The sequence below is a fragment of the Haladaptatus sp. HS23 genome, from assembly GCF_056892285.1.
The window spans coordinates 226,920-242,526 of record NZ_JBXGLH010000002.1 but is presented as its reverse complement, the minus strand read 5'-3'; the positions used below and the strand labels follow the sequence as shown (position 1 = coordinate 242,526).

Below are 15,607 nucleotides of genomic sequence, written 5' to 3'. Positions count from 1 at the left end.
AACTTCTGAACGAACGGGCAGTTCACCCCGCAGTATTCGTAATTATTTTTCAAAAGCAACGGGTTCGGCGGGAAATCGGCAGTTCGTACAGCCGTGACACGTTCGCACTTGCACATTCGCACTTGCACATCGGTACCGTCCTGCACTTTTCACGATTTCGGCGGGCGATTTTCGGAGTCGGACGAGGCGTCGGTGGAACGTCCTCGGGAGGTGAGACTTACCGGGTACGAGAGACGGACGGGAGAATTCGAGATGGTGCAGCTCAGACGGCGAGGTCGTCGGCATGCTTGACGACGTCGACCGCTCCGGCGTCGATGGATTCGGTGTCGAGCCAGTGGGGGACGTAGTTTCGGCGTTCGAAGTCGCCGCGCTCCTCCTCGCTGCCGATGACACACCAGAGTTGGGGTTCGTCCGGGCCGTGCCAGTCGCCCTGACGGCTGATGGAGAAGCAGACCTGCTCCTCGTCGTCGTAGTCGATGATGGCGTTCTTCCGGATGCCGGGGTCCCCGTGGATGATGAGCCGCTTCATACGTGGCGATTTGTAAGGCGGTCAATTAAGCGCTTCGCAACCGCCTTTTCGCCTCGCTCCGTGTCAGCTCCCGTTAGACGTAGTACGAGACGTTGTCCATGTGATAGACCATCTCGTCGCCGAGCGTGTCGAGGTAGTTCGAGTGGTCGTCGCCGACTTGGGACGTCGCATCGTACTCCACGTAGTTCGGGGCCGGCGTGTTGCCGTCCTCGTATCCCGTCTCGCCGAGCGCTTGGTCGAACTCGATGGTGTTGTACACCCACTGGAGCACGTCGTCGGCTGTGTTGTGATAGTTGAACGTGGCCGTCGTCTGGTTCGTGATGGCGTTGTAGGTGTCCATCCACTCCGTGGTCGGCGCTTCGTTGTCCGTCGCCGCACCGAGCATGTGAACGGAATCCACGGCGTAACCCCTGTCGTTCCACCACGAGGTCACGTCGAGCGAGCGGAGCGAACTCAGAAGTACCTGCGCGCCGAGCGAGTGGCTGGCGAACCGAAGCGTCACGTTCGGGCAGTAGTATTTGAGATCCACGGCGAACTGCGCGAGTTTGACGCCGTTGTTCTGTGCGACGGTCTGGGCTTCGCCCCATCCGAAGTCCGCACCGCCGCCCGCGTCGTTGTCCCACGAATAGCCGACGAGCGCCCCATCGTAGCCCGCGGCTTCGAGGTTGTTCTTCGCCGAGAGGAACTTGTCCTTCGCGTTCTGTTCGGGCGTGTCCCCGGATTTGTGCCACCCGTGGATGAAGACGGTCAGTTCGTCCACGCACGTGGTATCGACGCCCGGCACGTCGCCCGTCGTGTCGTAGCCCGTCTGCGTGTGTCCCGCGGTGAGGCTACCGTCGTCGTTGAAGTGGCCTCGCGTCGAAACGATGGGGATTCCGTACCGCTCCGCGCCCGCCGTTCCAGTACCGAGAATCGTGAGTCCGGTCGCCGCCGCGGCGCTTCCTTCGAGAAATCGTCGTCGATGGATGTTTGTCATGGTTCTCCATAATATGATTCAAATCTATCCAACTTCAAATTTTTTATTTTAGTAATTGAATATAATATTCTCATAGGTGGCACTATATATCCCCCCTCGCCCCGGCCGAAGTGGAAACCAAACGGGTTTTAAGTCCTCGTGCGCAATTTCTCCGTAAGGTCGATATCTATGCAGATGCCACGTCGATTTAACACGTACTGCCCGCACTGTCACTCACACCACGAACACGAAGTCGAGAAGGTCCGCACTGGCCGACGAACCGGCATGAAGTGGGACGCTCGCCAGCAGAAACGCGGCAAAGCCGTCATCGGTAACGCTGGTGGTTTCTCGAAGGTTCCCGGTGGGGACAAGCCGACGAAGAAGACCGACTTGAAATACCGTTGCAGCGAGTGTGGCAAAGCACACCTCCGTCCCGGATGGCGTGCAGGCCGACTCGAATTCCAGGAGTAAACCCATGGCAGGAAACTTTTACAAAGTGCAGTGTCCGGACTGTGAGAACGAACAGACCGTCTTCGGAAAGGCGGCAAGCGAAGTCAACTGCGTCGTCTGCGGTCACAAGCTCGCCACGCCGACCGGCGGCAAGGCCGAAATCGACGGCGACGTCGTCGAAACAATAGCATCCCGATGAAATACAGTGGCTGGCCCGACACTGGCGAACTCGTCGTCGGTAAAGTCGACGAGATAGAGGACTTCGGGGTCTTCATCGACCTCGAAGAGTACGAGGACAAGCGTGGGCTCGTCCACGTCAGCGAGGTCGCCAGTGGCTGGATCAAGAACGTCCGCGACCACGTCAACACCGGACAGACCGTCGTCTGTAAGGTTCTCGACGTCGACGAGGGGTCACAGCAGATAGACCTTTCCATCAAGGACGTCAACGAACACCAGCACAGCGACAAGATTCAGGACTGGAAGAACGAGCAGAAGGCCGACAAGTGGATGTCGCTCGCCTTTGGCGAAGACATGGGCGACGAACAGTACACTCACGTCGCAAACGAACTCCTCGCCGAGTTCGGCAGCATCTACGACGGCTTCGAGCAGGCGGCGATTCACGGTCCTGAAGCGCTCGACAGTACCGACCTCGAAGACGACGAGGTCGAGCAGTTGGTCGAAACCGCCCGCGAGAACGTCTCGGTTCCCTACGTCACCGTCACCGGCTACGTCGACCTCCGTAATCCGGGGAAAGACGGCGTCGACGGCATCAAGGACGCGCTCAAAGCCGCGGAAGGCAACGGCGATATTCCCGACGAAGTGGAACTCGACGTGACCTACGTCGGTGCGCCCGAATATCGGGTTCGCGTCAAGGCACCGAACTACAAGACGGCGGAAGCACAGCTCGAAGAGAGCGTCCGTCGTGCGGAGGTCGTAATGGAAGGCACCGACGGAAGCGCGGACTTCCACCGCGAGCGCCACACCGACGACGAATGAAATCGGACATCCGGGTGTGTTCCGCGTGGAAGGCGGAACACGACCGCCCGGTGTACACCCTTTCTGCGACGTGTCCCGACTGTGGAGCGAAGGCCGTAAACAGTGCGCCCGCGCCGTTCGACCCGAACGACCCGTACGGGGAGTACCGACGCGCACTTAAGCGGCGCGCCCACGAATAAGGAACATGGACGAAATCGACATCGAAATCGTCGCCAACCCGGATTTGGAATCCCCCGTCCTCATCGAGGGATTACCGGGCGTCGGTCACGTCGGTAAACTCGTCGCCGAGCACCTGCTCGAAGAGAAGGAGAGCGAACTCGTTCGACGGGTGTACTCCGAATTCCTTCCGCCGCAAGTGAGCGTCAATGACGACGGCACCGCTTCGCTCGTCTGCATCGAACTCCACGCCCTGACGCTCGACGAACAGGACGTCCTCGTCCTGACGGGGGACTATCAGGCACAGGACAACGTCGGCCACTATCGGCTGACGAACGCGTTCCTCGACGTGGCGGAGGAGTTCGGCGTAAAACAGGTCTTCGCACTCGGCGGCGTTCCGACCGGCGAACTCATCGAGGAGTACGCAGTCTTGGGCGCGGCGGCGACGACCGATTTCGTGGACGAACTCGAAGAGGCGGGCGTCGAGTTCCGCGAGGACGAACCGGCGGGCGGCATCGTCGGGACCAGCGGTCTGCTCCTCGGTCTCGGCGGCCGACGCGGAATCGAGGCGACGTGCCTGATGGGCGAGACGAGCGGTTACCTCGTGGACCCGAAAAGCGCACAGGCGGTGCTCGAAGTCCTACAGAACGTTCTCGACTTCGAGGTGGATTTCAGTTCGCTCGAAGAGCGCGCCGAGGAGATGGAAGAGGTCGTCAACAAGATAGAGGAAATGGAGTCTCAGCAGACGCCGATGGCGTCCGACGACGACCTTCGGTACATCGGCTAGGCGGGCCGCGTTTTGCGGTCAGAACAGCGAGCGCTCCTGTCCGTTGTAGATGTGATACACTGCCGAAACGAGGAAGAACGTGAGGAAGAACCACGTCCAGAACTCGAAATCGAGCATGTGTATCGAAAAGAGGTCGAGTTTCGCCGCGAACAGGACGACGAACTCTAACACGCCGAGACCGAGATAATACGTCGCCCACGAAACGTCGTGTTCCGGAACGACTTCCATATACACCTCGACCTGCCGCGCTTGGTCTTCGAGCGTCAACTCCTTCGACCGCTGGTCGTACTCCACGATGCCGAGGTCGTCGAGCTTCGGGAGATGGGTTTGATGAAGCGAGACGTAGACGCTCTTTCTGACGTTTCGCGGGGGCGGTGACTCACCGGTTTCGACGGTAGCGATGTGTTCGGCGAGGTCGTCGACCCCTAACGAATCCCCCGATTGACGGAGGTAGCGAATCGTCTCACGCCGTCGTTCGTTCCGCAAGACGTTGTGGATCTGGCTCTCGTCGAGCTCCCCTCCCGTCTCCGGTTCGGTCAGTTTCATTGCTTGAAGGCAAACATGAGTTATCCCTGCATCCGGTACACACCCATATATTATAACCAAGGGTATTAAGTTTGCCACTCGTCGGGTTTTTATTTCAACTTGTTTTTATATGAAATATGTCGTCGGCATTCGATTTGTGATTCGTAGTCATAACCGTCACTTCCCCGGATTCGAGGCCGATCTCTCCCGAGGCATCTCCCACGTTTCCCGGCGGGGATTTGATTACCGTTCGCGCCCTATAGGGAGAGCATGCCCGGGTGGTTGGTCCTCGGATTGTGGCTGACGCTAGCCGCCGCAGTCGTCATCACCGGCATCTTCGTCGTCGGCGTCCGACTGTTTCCGACGCCCCAATCCACGAACGCCACCTACATCTTCGGGGAGGGACGGCGACGTCTCGAAATCCGTCAGTACCTCCGTGCCATCGGTGAGAACTTCGCGGAGGATCACTTCGTCGAGGGACAACACGTCGCGTTTTACCTTCCCGAACGGGACGTGGCCATCACGTTCGACGCCCGCGCTTTCTTCCGCATCGAGAAGTCGCCGACCTACGCCGTCCTCGTAGAACACGAGATGCCGGGCTATCACCTCGGTGACCGACTCCCCTTCGAAACGCCGACGTTGGAACAGGAAGAGGACGTGGATACGAAACAGGCCGCGTTCGCCATCCTCGGCGTGCCGACAGGTGCGACGCTCTCGGAAGTCAAAACGGCCTACCGCGAGAAGGTGAAGAACGTCCATCCCGACCACGGTGGCTCACGAGAGGAGTTCCAACGGGTACGGGAAGCGTACACGACCGCGAAAAACCACTGTAGTTGAGTCACTCGACGTTCGCCACTTCGTAGGCGACGCCGACGTCCCGCAGGGCGTCGGTGACGCGCCCTACACTGTCCGAGGTTGCGACGATGACGACGTCCAAGCCGCGTTCCGCCGCCTCGGCGGCGACTTCCCCCGGAGCGAACGTCGTGTCGGGGTCCAACCCGGCGGACCGGAGGGCCACGACGGCTTCGACACCCGTCGCGGCAAGTACAGGGCTCTCCTCACACGCGGATGCCAGTGCGTCCGGGTCCACCGTCCGACTGCCGCCGGAACGGACCGGCGGTACCTGATACACCGTCACCCGACCCGGTTCGAGGTCGATGATGCCCTCGAACTCGGTGACGCCGACGTCCGTTCCCTCTTCCGCGTCGGTCGTGGCGATTCCCGTCGCGGGTCCCGCATCCCCCGGCGTCGCGTGGAGGAGGCCGCCTTCGAGCGAGAGCGAGACGGTCGTTCCCGCCTCGATATCGGTACGTGCGATAGCCGCATCCTCCCCGACGTTGCCGAGTATGTCGTCCGTCACGTGGTCCGCAAACCGGCGAACGTCCGTCGCGGACTGGAGTAGCCAATCGACGCCCTCCTTCGTCGCTCGATAGCGCGACCGTCCCTCCTTCGTCACGAGGCCGTCGTCCACGAGGCCGCGAATGTACTCGCTGACGGCCTGACTCGTGACACCGACGGCTTCGGCGATTTCGCCTTGGCTCACCGCCGGTTGCCGGTCCGCGATTTCGGCGAGGATGCGAAACCGGGTTGCGGTTCGTTTGTCCTCCAACACGTCGGCCATGCCCGAATCCTCGGGTGGGACGATAAAAATACCAGCGGTCGACCGGTGGAACCGTCGTCCGGTTTCCCGTTCGAGGGGGAACCCAACTCGGGACCGGCAATCGAGGCTCGAACGGTCGATGGACGGATGTCACCTCGAGTATGTCTTGGGGAGCGCCTCGTCACGGAAGTTCGCGCGGAACGGCTCCGTGTACGTCTATCGGGAGAGCGTCAACTCTATATTTTCCGAGAACAACCGACGAAGCGTGATCGAAGTCATCCCCGCCGCCCTTCCCGGCCCCCTCCCGTGGTTGACGACGACCTTCCCCGATTACCTCGTGTGGGTGGTCATCGCCGCGTTCGTCGCCACCGCCGCGCTCGAACGGTACGACCGCGGGATAGCCCGGACCGTCGGCGCGGGCGCATGGGTGCTCTTCGGCGTCTTTTGGGGCGTTCTCTTCCCCCGATTCGCGTTCGAGATGCGGAGCTTCATCGAAGGGGGGCTCAGCCTCCTCGCCGTTCCGCTGTGTGTCTACGCGGGCTACCAACTCTACTCGGGACGGGATTCGCTGTTCGTCCTCTCTCGCGGCGTCGCCGCGATGGGGCTCATCTACGTCCCGTTTTTGACCATCGAACCGCTCCGCGAGTGGTTGGTGGAACTCGTGAGCGCACAGACGCACGCCGTCATCCAGCTTCTGGGATACGACCCGGTGTTCACGATTGCGGAACAGAACGGCTATCACAGCGCCTTTATCTTCACCGACGGCGCGGGCCATCAGTACTACACCTACCTCGTTTTGGCCTGCACGGGAATCGGCAGCATGAGCATCTTCGGCGGCCTCATCGCCGCCGTCAAGGCACCGCTTCGGCGAAAGCTCCGGGCGTTCGCGCTGGCGATCTCCATCATCTGGGTGCTGAACGTCATCCGCAACGTGTTCATCTCCGTCGCGTTCGGAAACCAGTGGTTCCAACTGTTCGTCGGTCCCGTCACCTCGCTCACCGGCTACACCGACCCGCGCATGGTCTCGTTCTTCATCGCGGACCGAGTGCTGAGTCAACTGCTCGCCGTGGTCGCACTCGTCTTCATCCTCTGGTTGGTCGTCCGTGACCTCCCGGAACTGCTGACGGTCATCGAGGACGTCGTCTACCTCGTCACCGGCCGCGAGTACGACTTCCAACGGAGCATCCGGGCCGATGGCGGGCGTTGAGTTCGCGGATCGAGCGGCCTACCTTCCCTCCGCAGACGCGCTCGTTCTCGCCGACCTCCACATCGGTCGTGACGCGACGTCGAACGTCTCGTTTCCGCTCGGCGAAGGGCTCGATTTGACGGCGCGATTTTCGGCCCTTCTCGAGCGATTTTCACCGACCGAAATCATCCTCGCCGGAGACGTTCTCCACGCCTTCGACCGACTTCCGGAGGAGGTCCACGATACGTTCGCCGACCTCGAGGCGCTCGCGGGCGACGCGGAAGCGACCCTCGTCGTCGTCCGTGGCAATCACGACACGAGGGTGGGCGAACTGACAGACGCGCACGCGGAGTACCGACTCGCGGACGACACGTTGGTCTGCCACGGCCACGAGGAACCCGACGGGAGTGCGTCGCGGTACGTCATCGGCCACGACCACCCGGCCATCGAAATCGAGGGGAAGCGGCGACCCTGCTATCTCCACAGACCGAGCGCGTACCGGAATTCGGAACTGCTCGTGCTCCCCGCGTTCACCCGCCTCGCGAGCGGAATGGTCGTGAACGACCTGCGTGGGAACGATTTTCAGTCCCCCCTCGTCACCAGCACGGACCCGCTCTGTCCCATCGTCCGCGATGAAGAGACCGACGAAACCTACCGCTTCCCGCCGCTCGCGGAGTTTCGAAAACTGCTGTAACCCTCGCGGAAGGAGGATTGCTGAGTAAGCTATTCCGTGGTGTTTCGCATCGAAGTGCATCCAGTACGCGTCGATTCGGAACTCAAACGCCGGGCAATGTCCGTCGATTGGCGCAGAATATCATATGTTTTCGATAAATTTTGTCAACCGATTATCCGACACAGATACGAAGATATCCACGAATTTTTGTCCTCGCTTGTAGGTTTTCTTGAACGACCGAATCCGTTCGAGATCCTCCTCCGCACGCTCATCATCCACCCCTTCGAGACGGCCCTCGGCGGATTCGAGTGCGTGAGTCATAATGTCGAGTTCGCGTTGAACTTCACGTCGTAGGAATTCCTGAACGATGCGCCAAAGATCCGTTTCAGCCTCATAAAACGCCTTTTTCCCTTCTCCGGGTATCGAGCGACGGTGCACGACGTGAAATTGCTCCAGGCGTTTCATCGCCGTGCTCACCGTGGATTTCGCATAGCCACTCTTTTCGACGATCTCATCGAGCGAGACCGGTCGATTTTCAAAAAACAGTATTCCGTACAGCCGTCCGTAACTCCGATTGAACCCATACACTTCAGCGCTATGTTCTAACGCTTCGATAACTTCCTTTCGAGCCTCGTTTACCGGATCGATGTCGTCGTCCATACGTTCGTTATAATCGGTACATAGTAAAAATACAAAACGGTTCCCGAGACCCCACGGCACTACGTATCCTGCTTCGGGGCAGAGACGGCACCCACGGAATGCGATAGTATAGAAAAAGTTATGCGCTTCTAAATCACTTTATTCGGTATATGCCGAATATAGGAAATAGAGGCGAAGGTCGATCCCAAACGAACCGGAACAAGGTTCTCATCTGCGGGGCGGGAATCGCTGGGCTGACCGTCGCGTGGTGGTTAGATCGGGATGGATGGGAGGTCTTGCTGATCGAGAAGGCGGCAGGATTACGCGAGGAAGGATATATGATAGATTTCCTCGGTTCCGGTTACGATGTGGCGAAGCGAATGGGCATCCTCCCACGACTCGAAGCGGTCCAATACCCGGTTTCGGAGATCATCAACGTCGATTCGGACGGGGAAACCGTCTCTACGATCGATTACGAGTTGTTCAGGCGTCTGAAGGACGGAGAGCTTCTGTCACTCATGCGTGGTGATCTGGAGCGCGTGCTGTACGATTCACTGTCGAATGACGTCGAAATTCGCTACGATCTCACCGTGGCCGAGATCGAGCAGAATGGACGCGGCGTCACTGTCGATCTCACCGATGGAACACAGGAACGAGTGGATCTACTGATCGGTGCCGATGGCATTCATTCCCGCGTGCGCGAACTCGCGTTTGGAGACGAGGAACGGTACCGTCGCTACCTCGGATATCAGACCGCAGCGTACATTTTCGAGGATGATGAATTTAGGCGGACGTTGGACGGCGGATTTCGGAATATCACGGTGGAGAACCGAACCGCTGGGTTCTACCCGATACGGGATGGAAAAGTCGCCACCTGGTTCGCTCACGATGCGCCGGATGCGAAATCACCGTCTTCTCCCTGCGACGAGCTGCGACGGACGTTCGGGGACATCGGATGGATCGTACCCGATGCGCTCGATCATTGCGAGGACGTGAACAGTATCTACTACGATCAGGTTGTACAGATCGAGATGGATCACTGGTCGCGGGGACGAGTGACGTTAGTCGGTGACGCCTGTTACGCCGTTTCACTCCTCGCGGGACAAGGGGCATCCATGGCGATGGGTGGCGCATACGTTCTCGCTCGTGCGCTGCGAGAAGCCTCCGTTATCGAAGAGGGATTGGCTCGATACGAGGCCAGGATAAAACCAGAGATCGAGATAAAGCAGGCATATGGGAGACGAACTGCGAGTTTTCTCATTCCCCCTACGAAGTGGCACGTCAAAATTCGGGATGTCGTGCTCAACCTCTCCCGACTTCCTGGAATGTACTGGCTCCTTCGCCCCGTCGTCGCGGGAACTGATAGCGTCATCTCGACGAAGTAGACTCGCTCGCCATGCGATCTCCTCAAACGGAATTCCCGTTTTCATAAATTGGATGAAAATATCGTGCCGTCGGGGTCTCTCGCACGGACACCGGAAGGACGGATAATCGCTCTATCTCTCACTCGGGTTCGGGTCGTACCCCTCCCCGACCGCGAACCGCATCGCTTTCGGACGACAGCGGACGTCGAGTTCGGCGCGTCGAATCATCTCCCCGTCGAGGCTGAACTGGACCGGTTCGCCGTCGTGCCGGAGGTGCAGTCGCGGGACCTTCATGCGGTTCACGTACTCCGAGTCCCGCCGCAAGAGAACGTCGGCGGCCCCGGTAGCGAGGTAGTCGATCGACGGCACACGTTCGATGACGACCACGTTCAACAGGCCGTCCTCCACGTTCGCGCGTCGCTCTCGCTCGCTGGGGAACCGCCGCCCGTTTCCGATGAGGAGCATGACCGCCTCGCCCGACCATATCGGGTCGGTTCGTGGTCCCGCGCGGATGTCGAGTCGCAAGCCGCCGAAGTCGCGTACCTCGTGGAACGTGCTCAGAACGTACGCGACGGAACCGAGTCGGCGCTTCATCTCCGGCGTCGTACGGGCGCTCGCTTCGGCGGTCAACCCGCCGACGCAGGAGTTGACGAAGGGACGACCGTCCGCGGTTCCGAGGTCGAGACGTCGCTCTTCGCCCGATTCGAGCACCTCGAAGGCGTGGGCGACGCTCCGAATCCCGACGTTGTCCGCGAAGTCGTTGCCGGTTCCGGTCGGTATCACGCCGAAACGGATTCGGTCGAGTGCACCGGCGGCATCGACACCTCTGACGACTTCGTTGAGCGTTCCGTCGCCGCCGCAGGCCGCGATGACCGACGCACCTTCCCTCGCCGCCTCCTCGGCGAGCCTCACGGCTTCGCCGCGGGCAGTGCTGTCCCGAACGTCGTATCCGCGGCGAAGCGCGATGTCGCGGGCTTTGACGCTCCTCTTTCGGTCGCCGCCGTTCGGATTTCGAACGAGAACCGCCGTACCGTCCGTGGTCACGTTTTTATTTCGGCGGAGGGTCGTCAAAGACCTATTGCCCGTTTCGACCTGAACCGACCGCTATCGAAACGTGACCGTGACCGCTATCGAAGGTCGTCGTACACGGCTAGCGCGGCTTTTCGTCCACTCTCCATCGCCGCGTTGAGCGAGGAGGCCTCGGTGTAGTCTCCGGCGAGGTACACCGACTCATCGCGCGTTCGGTTGCCGGGCAATCGGTCGAAAATTCCCGGCGGTTGGGCGAACTGCGCGAACTCGATACGGTCGCTGTGAACGTGTTCGAGGTTCGGGAACGCCCGCTCGGGATACCACTCGCGGAGCGTCCCTTCCACCTTCCCCGCCAGTTCCTCGTCGGATTCCACGGGCGTCCCGAGAAACGTCGCCGAGAGGAGTTCCCGGTCGTCGGGAGCGTATTCCGGTGCGACGGACGACAGCGGAACGACTTCGTTCGGCGCATCGTCGCCGACGTTGAGCAGGAGTCGGTTTCCGACGTCGAGCGGTTCGGTGTGGGAGAAGTACTGGGTGACACAACCGTGAGCATCTGCCGGAATCGACTCCACGCCCGACAACTCGCGGGCGGACTTCGGGTCGGTCGCGACGACCGCGGCGTCGGCAGTGAGGATTTCGCCGCCGACTTCGACGTGCACCTCGTCGCCGTTCGATTCGACCGCGGAGACGCCGTCCCCGACCCGAATCGTCGCACCGGCGAGTCGCGCCTTCCGCGCCAACTGGTCGGCTATTTCGCCCATGCCGTTCGCGGGCACCGCGATGTCGCCCGTCGAGAGCATCTTGAACGTGAACTCGAACACCTTCTTGGTGTTTTATTACATCTTACATCGTATTACGGCACAACCCACCTATGTCAAAGAAAGTCGTCTCCCTCAAAGTAGGGTCGCAAGTAAAAGAAGAATGGGAAAAGCACGTCGAAGGAAATCCCGAAGTAGAGTCAGTTTCCCATCTGATTCGGCTTTCGGTAAACAAAGAGATTCACGGAGGACACGAATCTCCCGAGAAGGCCGTACAGTCGTCTACAGACAGCAAGCAACTCGGAGAAGTGGTAGAGGGTCTATCGAAGCTTCGAGACTCTGTAGAGGGCGTACAGGAACGCCTATCCGCGATTGAGAAGGAGAAGACTGCCACCCAAAACAAAGACCTTCAGACGATGGTTTTCAGCATGTTGCCTGAAGGGGTTGACAGTCCGAAGGAAGGTGCCAGCGTAGAAGGCCTTGCCAGCAACCTTGAGGAACCACAGGAGGATGTAGAGGAAGCCCTTCTCGACCTTCTATCAATCACCGGACAGATTCAGCACGAAGTCGTTGATGGCACCGAACGGTGGTGGAAGAAAGAATGACCGTCCTCGAAAGCAAGTGGCCTTCGCAGGAGGAGAGGTACGTGATTAAGCGATTGAAGCGGAAAAAAGGGGAATCCACCTTTACGGAGTACGAAAGGCACTGTCGTAATTTCCGCGATTGGTTGACGGATGAGGCGGATTTCACAAAGGAATCCATCTTCAAGGCTACCAGTGCCGACATTGAGGACAACATAGCCTACATGCTGGATGAAGGGTATTCTGCCTCCTCCGTCCGTATTCGTCGTGCCGCCATCTCCGAGTTTTTCGAGGAAGCCTTAGGGTTGGACAATCGTCGTCTCTCCGTAGAGATTGACGAGAATCCGACCGACAGGGTATCCCTCGGTAAATGGCAGGAAATCAGTAAACAGGAGAAGGAAAAGCAGTACGACTCGAAGGACGACGTACCGTACCTCACTCCAAAAGAAATTGACACACTCGCTAAGAATGCGCCGAAGCCGTCCGTCCGTAACGAACTACTCATACGGCTTGCCTTTCAGACGGGCCTCCGTAGAAAGGAATTATGTGGCCTCAAGCTGGATGATGTAGACTTTGACTCCCGGAGGGTCGTTGTACGGGAAGAGAATGCCAAGAATGGCAGAAGTCGAGTTGTCGGTTATCAGGCAAACCTCGATTTCTTGATGAATCAGTGGGTAAGCGTCTACAGAAAGAGTGTCACGTATGCCGACAGTGAATACCTCTTTCCAACGAATTACTCCGAGAAACTATCCGGCCTTCAGTTTAACCGAGTAGTCGGTAAAGCCGCCGAGAATGCCGGAATTCAAGAAGTGAAATCGACAATCAAGGATGGTCGGGAGAGAGTGGCAATTCACGCACACGTCCTACGGCATTCCTTCGCAATGGCGGCAATCGAAAACGGTTGGAATCTCTACGTGTTGAAGGACGCTTTAGGCCATCACAGTGTTGAAGTGACAGAAAAGTACCTCCACGAAGACGAGAAGAGAGTAATGACAAACTTCGAGAGAAGAGGGCCATCTACCTACGAGGGGGATTAGGGTTCGTCGCACGAGGCAAACACACGCGGCGCTCGGGGGAAACTGGAATTTTCTAAAACAGGATTTGCGGTAGAGACGTATCGGAACGTTCGCTAAACGGGTTTTAGTCCCCAAAGCAGTAACTATCTACCATAATCCTTAACGATTCTAAACATCATGTCCCCGTACTCTCCGCTCACTGGATTGTTTGAGCCTCACGGTACAGATTAGGGGTTTACAGACAGTCGATAATCGACCCAAAGGTTGCCCCCCTAAAACGAGAGGTAGGAAGTCTGTATGTAAAGAATCGAATATCTCCATGAGGTCGTTTTCCAGATACGTCATACATCAAATTTTTGATATGACGGCCCGTCGATTTCCGGGAAAGTCCTTTCCAGAAACCCGCACCATGTGTTGTGCGGCACATGCATATCACTTCCCTTCCTACGACCTCATAGAGTCGCTATATTCTCGTCGTGAGAGGTTCCCGTCTCTTGTGAGTGGTCTTATACCTTCAAAGTAGAATCCGCCTCTCGCCTCTCACAACTCGTCTGTGAGACAGCAGGCTACCTCGGGAAAGAATCAGGAGAGACTGTATCGAAACAAGAGGTATGGCTACAGGCTAAGGCAGTTGGATATACCAAGGGAGACTTTCAGGAAATCCTCTCCGAAGTTGGTGCAACTGCTGCGACCTCCTTCGAGGTACCAGTAAGGGACAGGAGTCACTTAGGAGAAGTTTGGGCCTTCGAGGGAGACGAAAATAATCTCGTGGCATGATTTTACCGTCTCTGTTATAGTACTGCCACTAATGAAGTATAAATATTCTTTCACAACCGAGATTGAAATGGAACGTCTGATTGAGGATATTAAAGATAATTGGGAGATATACCGACAATCATTAGATATGATGGTTCTTGTGTAGAAGCTGGATTTTGCCTCGCGTGCGTGTAAGTATATAGTGGAAGTAGCCAAAATAACAATTTTAGGGCCTTTTACCAGAAGCTTCTGAGAGGCCGAGAGAAGCGTCTGAGAGATTTTTATGACCCATACCATTACTCGACCATAAAAACCCGCTGTGCCCCTGCTGTTGGCCCTCAGATTTGACGCTGGTACCCAAATGATTCTCGTTTTCCCAACATGGTTCATAAATCCACCGGTTCGTGTCACCGATTGACAAGGAGAGAGGGAAGGGAATATAGGGTTGGGAGAGAGGATTGCTGTCTCTATAGATAAGGTTGGTAGAATAGGGATAAAGTAGGTTTATACCTCCCAACCTTCCTCGTATTTACAACACAGTTGCTGCTTTAGACACAGCAACCCTATTCTGTATAAAGTAGAAACCTTATATTGCCGAGTACAGCAGCTAACACAGTCCGCTACAGTAAGAGTATTCCCAAAGAAGGTTGTAAGGACTATGAAGAAAGTATAGGCGGTAATCGACAGACTCAGCAATGATTACCAGATAACGATTACTCTGACTATAATAGCCACTCTGATAATCCATAGTTTTCACCCATTGTATGTCTTTAGATAGTGGACTGAATACGGAGTAGGCAGATGGTTAGTCAGCTATATCACGATATAGTTGAAAACTATTCAGATAGAAGACGCCATCTAAGGATTCTCAGAGTATCCAATGAATATCTGATGATTCGTAGATTCGAGTTTGCGGCAGCTGCCTGTGTTGGAGGTCGAGTTAATCCTATATAATACACAGAAATACTTATTGCGTAACTATTTGTATGGCACGATTCAACTTCCAGCGAGAGGATTTCTCTACTGAAAGTAGTCCTTCGACCGAGGAGGCCGACATGATAACTGTGCCTAACTCGGGAAAAACCTTCAATTTCCAAAGAGAGGATTTCTCGATTGAAAGTAGTCCTTCGGATGAAACCAGCGACATGATAACTGTGCCTGAAACAGAAATCGAGGACAAAGAAGAAGGTAGTCCTTCGGATGAAGGTTGTCCTAAATGCAACAGCACAGATTCAGTGAAAGTCGATGTACCGTACTCGGACGAGATGTATGCATGCCTCGAATGCAGTAAGACTTACGAGAAATAGAAGACAGTCTCCTCCGATAGCTGGGGCAAAACTAACGAGAAGGTAGACAGGGGTTGTCAGAAATATGCCTTCTCACGGTTGGCCTTTCGACTTATAAAGGGCCTCTGTAGAAGGTTGCCATAATATCCAAGAATACATAGTATGATTGGAAAGTATCCAAATTGCAAAACTCTAAGTTGGAGATTATTCAAACAGAGGTATTTAAAGGGTTTCTGTATATAGTGTCTACAATCTCCGATGGCAGGTACAGTCGGCGGAGATGTCTTTATTTCGCCAAACGAATGTGGTGCATATATGGGG

Annotated in this window: 19 protein-coding genes; 12 read left to right on the top strand and 7 right to left on the bottom strand. The window is 56.9% G+C overall.

What is annotated here, in order from left to right:
• Positions 1-262: 262 nt before the first annotated feature.
• Together AC1XDK_RS07430 and AC1XDK_RS07425 are read right to left on the bottom strand one after the other, a co-directional pair.
• Entirely contained in the window at positions 263-529 is a 267-nt protein-coding gene (locus AC1XDK_RS07430; protein ID WP_483349185.1) for an HAH_0734 family protein, read from the bottom strand.
• A 73-nt stretch (positions 530-602) separates the two neighbouring features.
• A complete protein-coding gene (locus AC1XDK_RS07425) occupies positions 603-1,505 on the bottom strand; it encodes a hypothetical protein (RefSeq protein ID WP_483349183.1) in 903 nt (300 codons plus the stop codon).
• Between the two features lie 168 nt (positions 1,506-1,673).
• On the opposite strand from AC1XDK_RS07425, the gene AC1XDK_RS07420 reads away from it, so the two are divergent.
• Genes AC1XDK_RS07420 through AC1XDK_RS07400 form a run of 5 tightly spaced genes read left to right on the top strand, consistent with a single transcriptional unit; the run spans position 1,674 to position 3,873 of the window.
• Positions 1,674-1,955, top strand: coding sequence for a 50S ribosomal protein L44e (locus tag AC1XDK_RS07420; RefSeq protein WP_066143248.1), 282 nt, complete (start codon positions 1,674-1,676; stop codon positions 1,953-1,955).
• A 4-nt stretch (positions 1,956-1,959) separates the two neighbouring features.
• Complete coding sequence (locus AC1XDK_RS07415) at positions 1,960-2,133, top strand: 30S ribosomal protein S27e (protein ID WP_231184039.1); 174 nt, start codon at positions 1,960-1,962, stop codon at positions 2,131-2,133.
• Positions 2,130-2,930 (top strand): translation initiation factor IF-2 subunit alpha, encoded by an 801-nt coding sequence (locus AC1XDK_RS07410; RefSeq protein ID WP_483349181.1) that lies wholly within the window; start codon positions 2,130-2,132, stop codon positions 2,928-2,930. The genes AC1XDK_RS07415 and AC1XDK_RS07410 overlap by 4 nt, the downstream gene beginning before the upstream one ends.
• Positions 2,927-3,109 carry an RNA-protein complex protein Nop10 gene (locus AC1XDK_RS07405; protein ID WP_231184037.1) on the top strand — a complete coding sequence of 61 codons (183 nt, stop codon included), beginning with the start codon at positions 2,927-2,929 and terminating at the stop codon, positions 3,107-3,109. Before AC1XDK_RS07410 ends, AC1XDK_RS07405 begins: the two co-directional genes overlap by 4 nt.
• Before the next feature lie 5 nt (positions 3,110-3,114).
• Positions 3,115-3,873: a proteasome assembly chaperone family protein gene (locus AC1XDK_RS07400; protein WP_483349180.1), complete on the top strand. Its 759-nt coding sequence runs from the start codon at positions 3,115-3,117 to the stop codon at positions 3,871-3,873.
• Positions 3,874-3,891: 18 nt separating this feature from the next.
• Here AC1XDK_RS07400 and AC1XDK_RS07395 read toward each other — a convergent pair whose 3' ends face one another.
• Entirely contained in the window at positions 3,892-4,419 is a 528-nt protein-coding gene (locus AC1XDK_RS07395) for a DUF7344 domain-containing protein (RefSeq protein WP_483349179.1), read from the bottom strand.
• 249 nt (positions 4,420-4,668) lie between these two features.
• Here AC1XDK_RS07395 and AC1XDK_RS07390 point away from each other — a divergent pair, with 249 nt between their 5' ends.
• Positions 4,669-5,235: a J domain-containing protein gene (locus AC1XDK_RS07390; protein WP_483349178.1), complete on the top strand. Its 567-nt coding sequence runs from the start codon at positions 4,669-4,671 to the stop codon at positions 5,233-5,235.
• Between the two features lies 1 nt (position 5,236).
• On the opposite strand, the gene AC1XDK_RS07385 is transcribed toward AC1XDK_RS07390, so the two are convergent.
• Positions 5,237-6,019 (bottom strand): DUF7839 domain-containing protein, encoded by a 783-nt coding sequence (locus AC1XDK_RS07385; RefSeq protein ID WP_483349177.1) that lies wholly within the window; start codon positions 6,017-6,019, stop codon positions 5,237-5,239.
• A 244-nt stretch (positions 6,020-6,263) separates the two neighbouring features.
• On the opposite strand from AC1XDK_RS07385, the gene artA reads away from it, so the two are divergent.
• Both artA and AC1XDK_RS07375 read left to right on the top strand, forming a co-directional pair.
• A complete protein-coding gene (gene artA / locus AC1XDK_RS07380) occupies positions 6,264-7,205 on the top strand; it encodes an archaeosortase A (protein ID WP_483349849.1) in 942 nt (313 codons plus the stop codon).
• A complete protein-coding gene (locus tag AC1XDK_RS07375) occupies positions 7,192-7,878 on the top strand; it encodes a metallophosphoesterase (protein ID WP_483349176.1) in 687 nt (228 codons plus the stop codon). The genes artA and AC1XDK_RS07375 overlap by 14 nt, the downstream gene beginning before the upstream one ends.
• A gap of 120 nt (positions 7,879-7,998) precedes the next feature.
• Here the strand turns inward: AC1XDK_RS07375 and AC1XDK_RS07370 are convergent, their stop codons facing one another.
• Positions 7,999-8,517: a GbsR/MarR family transcriptional regulator gene (locus AC1XDK_RS07370; RefSeq protein WP_483349175.1), complete on the bottom strand. Its 519-nt coding sequence runs from the start codon at positions 8,515-8,517 to the stop codon at positions 7,999-8,001.
• Between the two features lie 149 nt (positions 8,518-8,666).
• Here AC1XDK_RS07370 and AC1XDK_RS07365 point away from each other — a divergent pair, with 149 nt between their 5' ends.
• Positions 8,667-9,881 carry an FAD-dependent oxidoreductase gene (locus tag AC1XDK_RS07365; RefSeq protein ID WP_483349174.1) on the top strand — a complete coding sequence of 405 codons (1,215 nt, stop codon included), beginning with the start codon at positions 8,667-8,669 and terminating at the stop codon, positions 9,879-9,881.
• Positions 9,882-9,992: 111 nt separating this feature from the next.
• On the opposite strand, the gene AC1XDK_RS07360 is transcribed toward AC1XDK_RS07365, so the two are convergent.
• Both AC1XDK_RS07360 and AC1XDK_RS07355 read right to left on the bottom strand, forming a co-directional pair.
• Positions 9,993-10,904 carry a diacylglycerol/lipid kinase family protein gene (locus tag AC1XDK_RS07360; protein WP_483349173.1) on the bottom strand — a complete coding sequence of 304 codons (912 nt, stop codon included), beginning with the start codon at positions 10,902-10,904 and terminating at the stop codon, positions 9,993-9,995.
• Between the two features lie 83 nt (positions 10,905-10,987).
• Positions 10,988-11,710, bottom strand: coding sequence for an FAD-dependent oxidoreductase (locus AC1XDK_RS07355; protein WP_483349172.1), 723 nt, complete (start codon positions 11,708-11,710; stop codon positions 10,988-10,990).
• Positions 11,711-11,760: 50 nt separating this feature from the next.
• On the opposite strand from AC1XDK_RS07355, the gene AC1XDK_RS07350 reads away from it, so the two are divergent.
• The 3 genes from AC1XDK_RS07350 (at position 11,761) to AC1XDK_RS07340 (ending at position 15,307) form a co-directional block, all read left to right on the top strand.
• Positions 11,761-12,252: a hypothetical protein gene (locus tag AC1XDK_RS07350; RefSeq protein WP_483349171.1), complete on the top strand. Its 492-nt coding sequence runs from the start codon at positions 11,761-11,763 to the stop codon at positions 12,250-12,252.
• On the top strand, positions 12,249-13,265 hold the full coding sequence (locus tag AC1XDK_RS07345; RefSeq protein ID WP_483349170.1) for a tyrosine-type recombinase/integrase: 1,017 nt from the start codon (positions 12,249-12,251) through the stop codon (positions 13,263-13,265). Before AC1XDK_RS07350 ends, AC1XDK_RS07345 begins: the two co-directional genes overlap by 4 nt.
• A gap of 1,721 nt (positions 13,266-14,986) precedes the next feature.
• The gene (locus AC1XDK_RS07340) at positions 14,987-15,307 is read left to right on the top strand and encodes a hypothetical protein (protein WP_483349169.1); all 321 of its coding nucleotides are present in this window, start codon (positions 14,987-14,989) and stop codon (positions 15,305-15,307) included.
• Positions 15,308-15,607 lie beyond the last annotated feature (300 nt).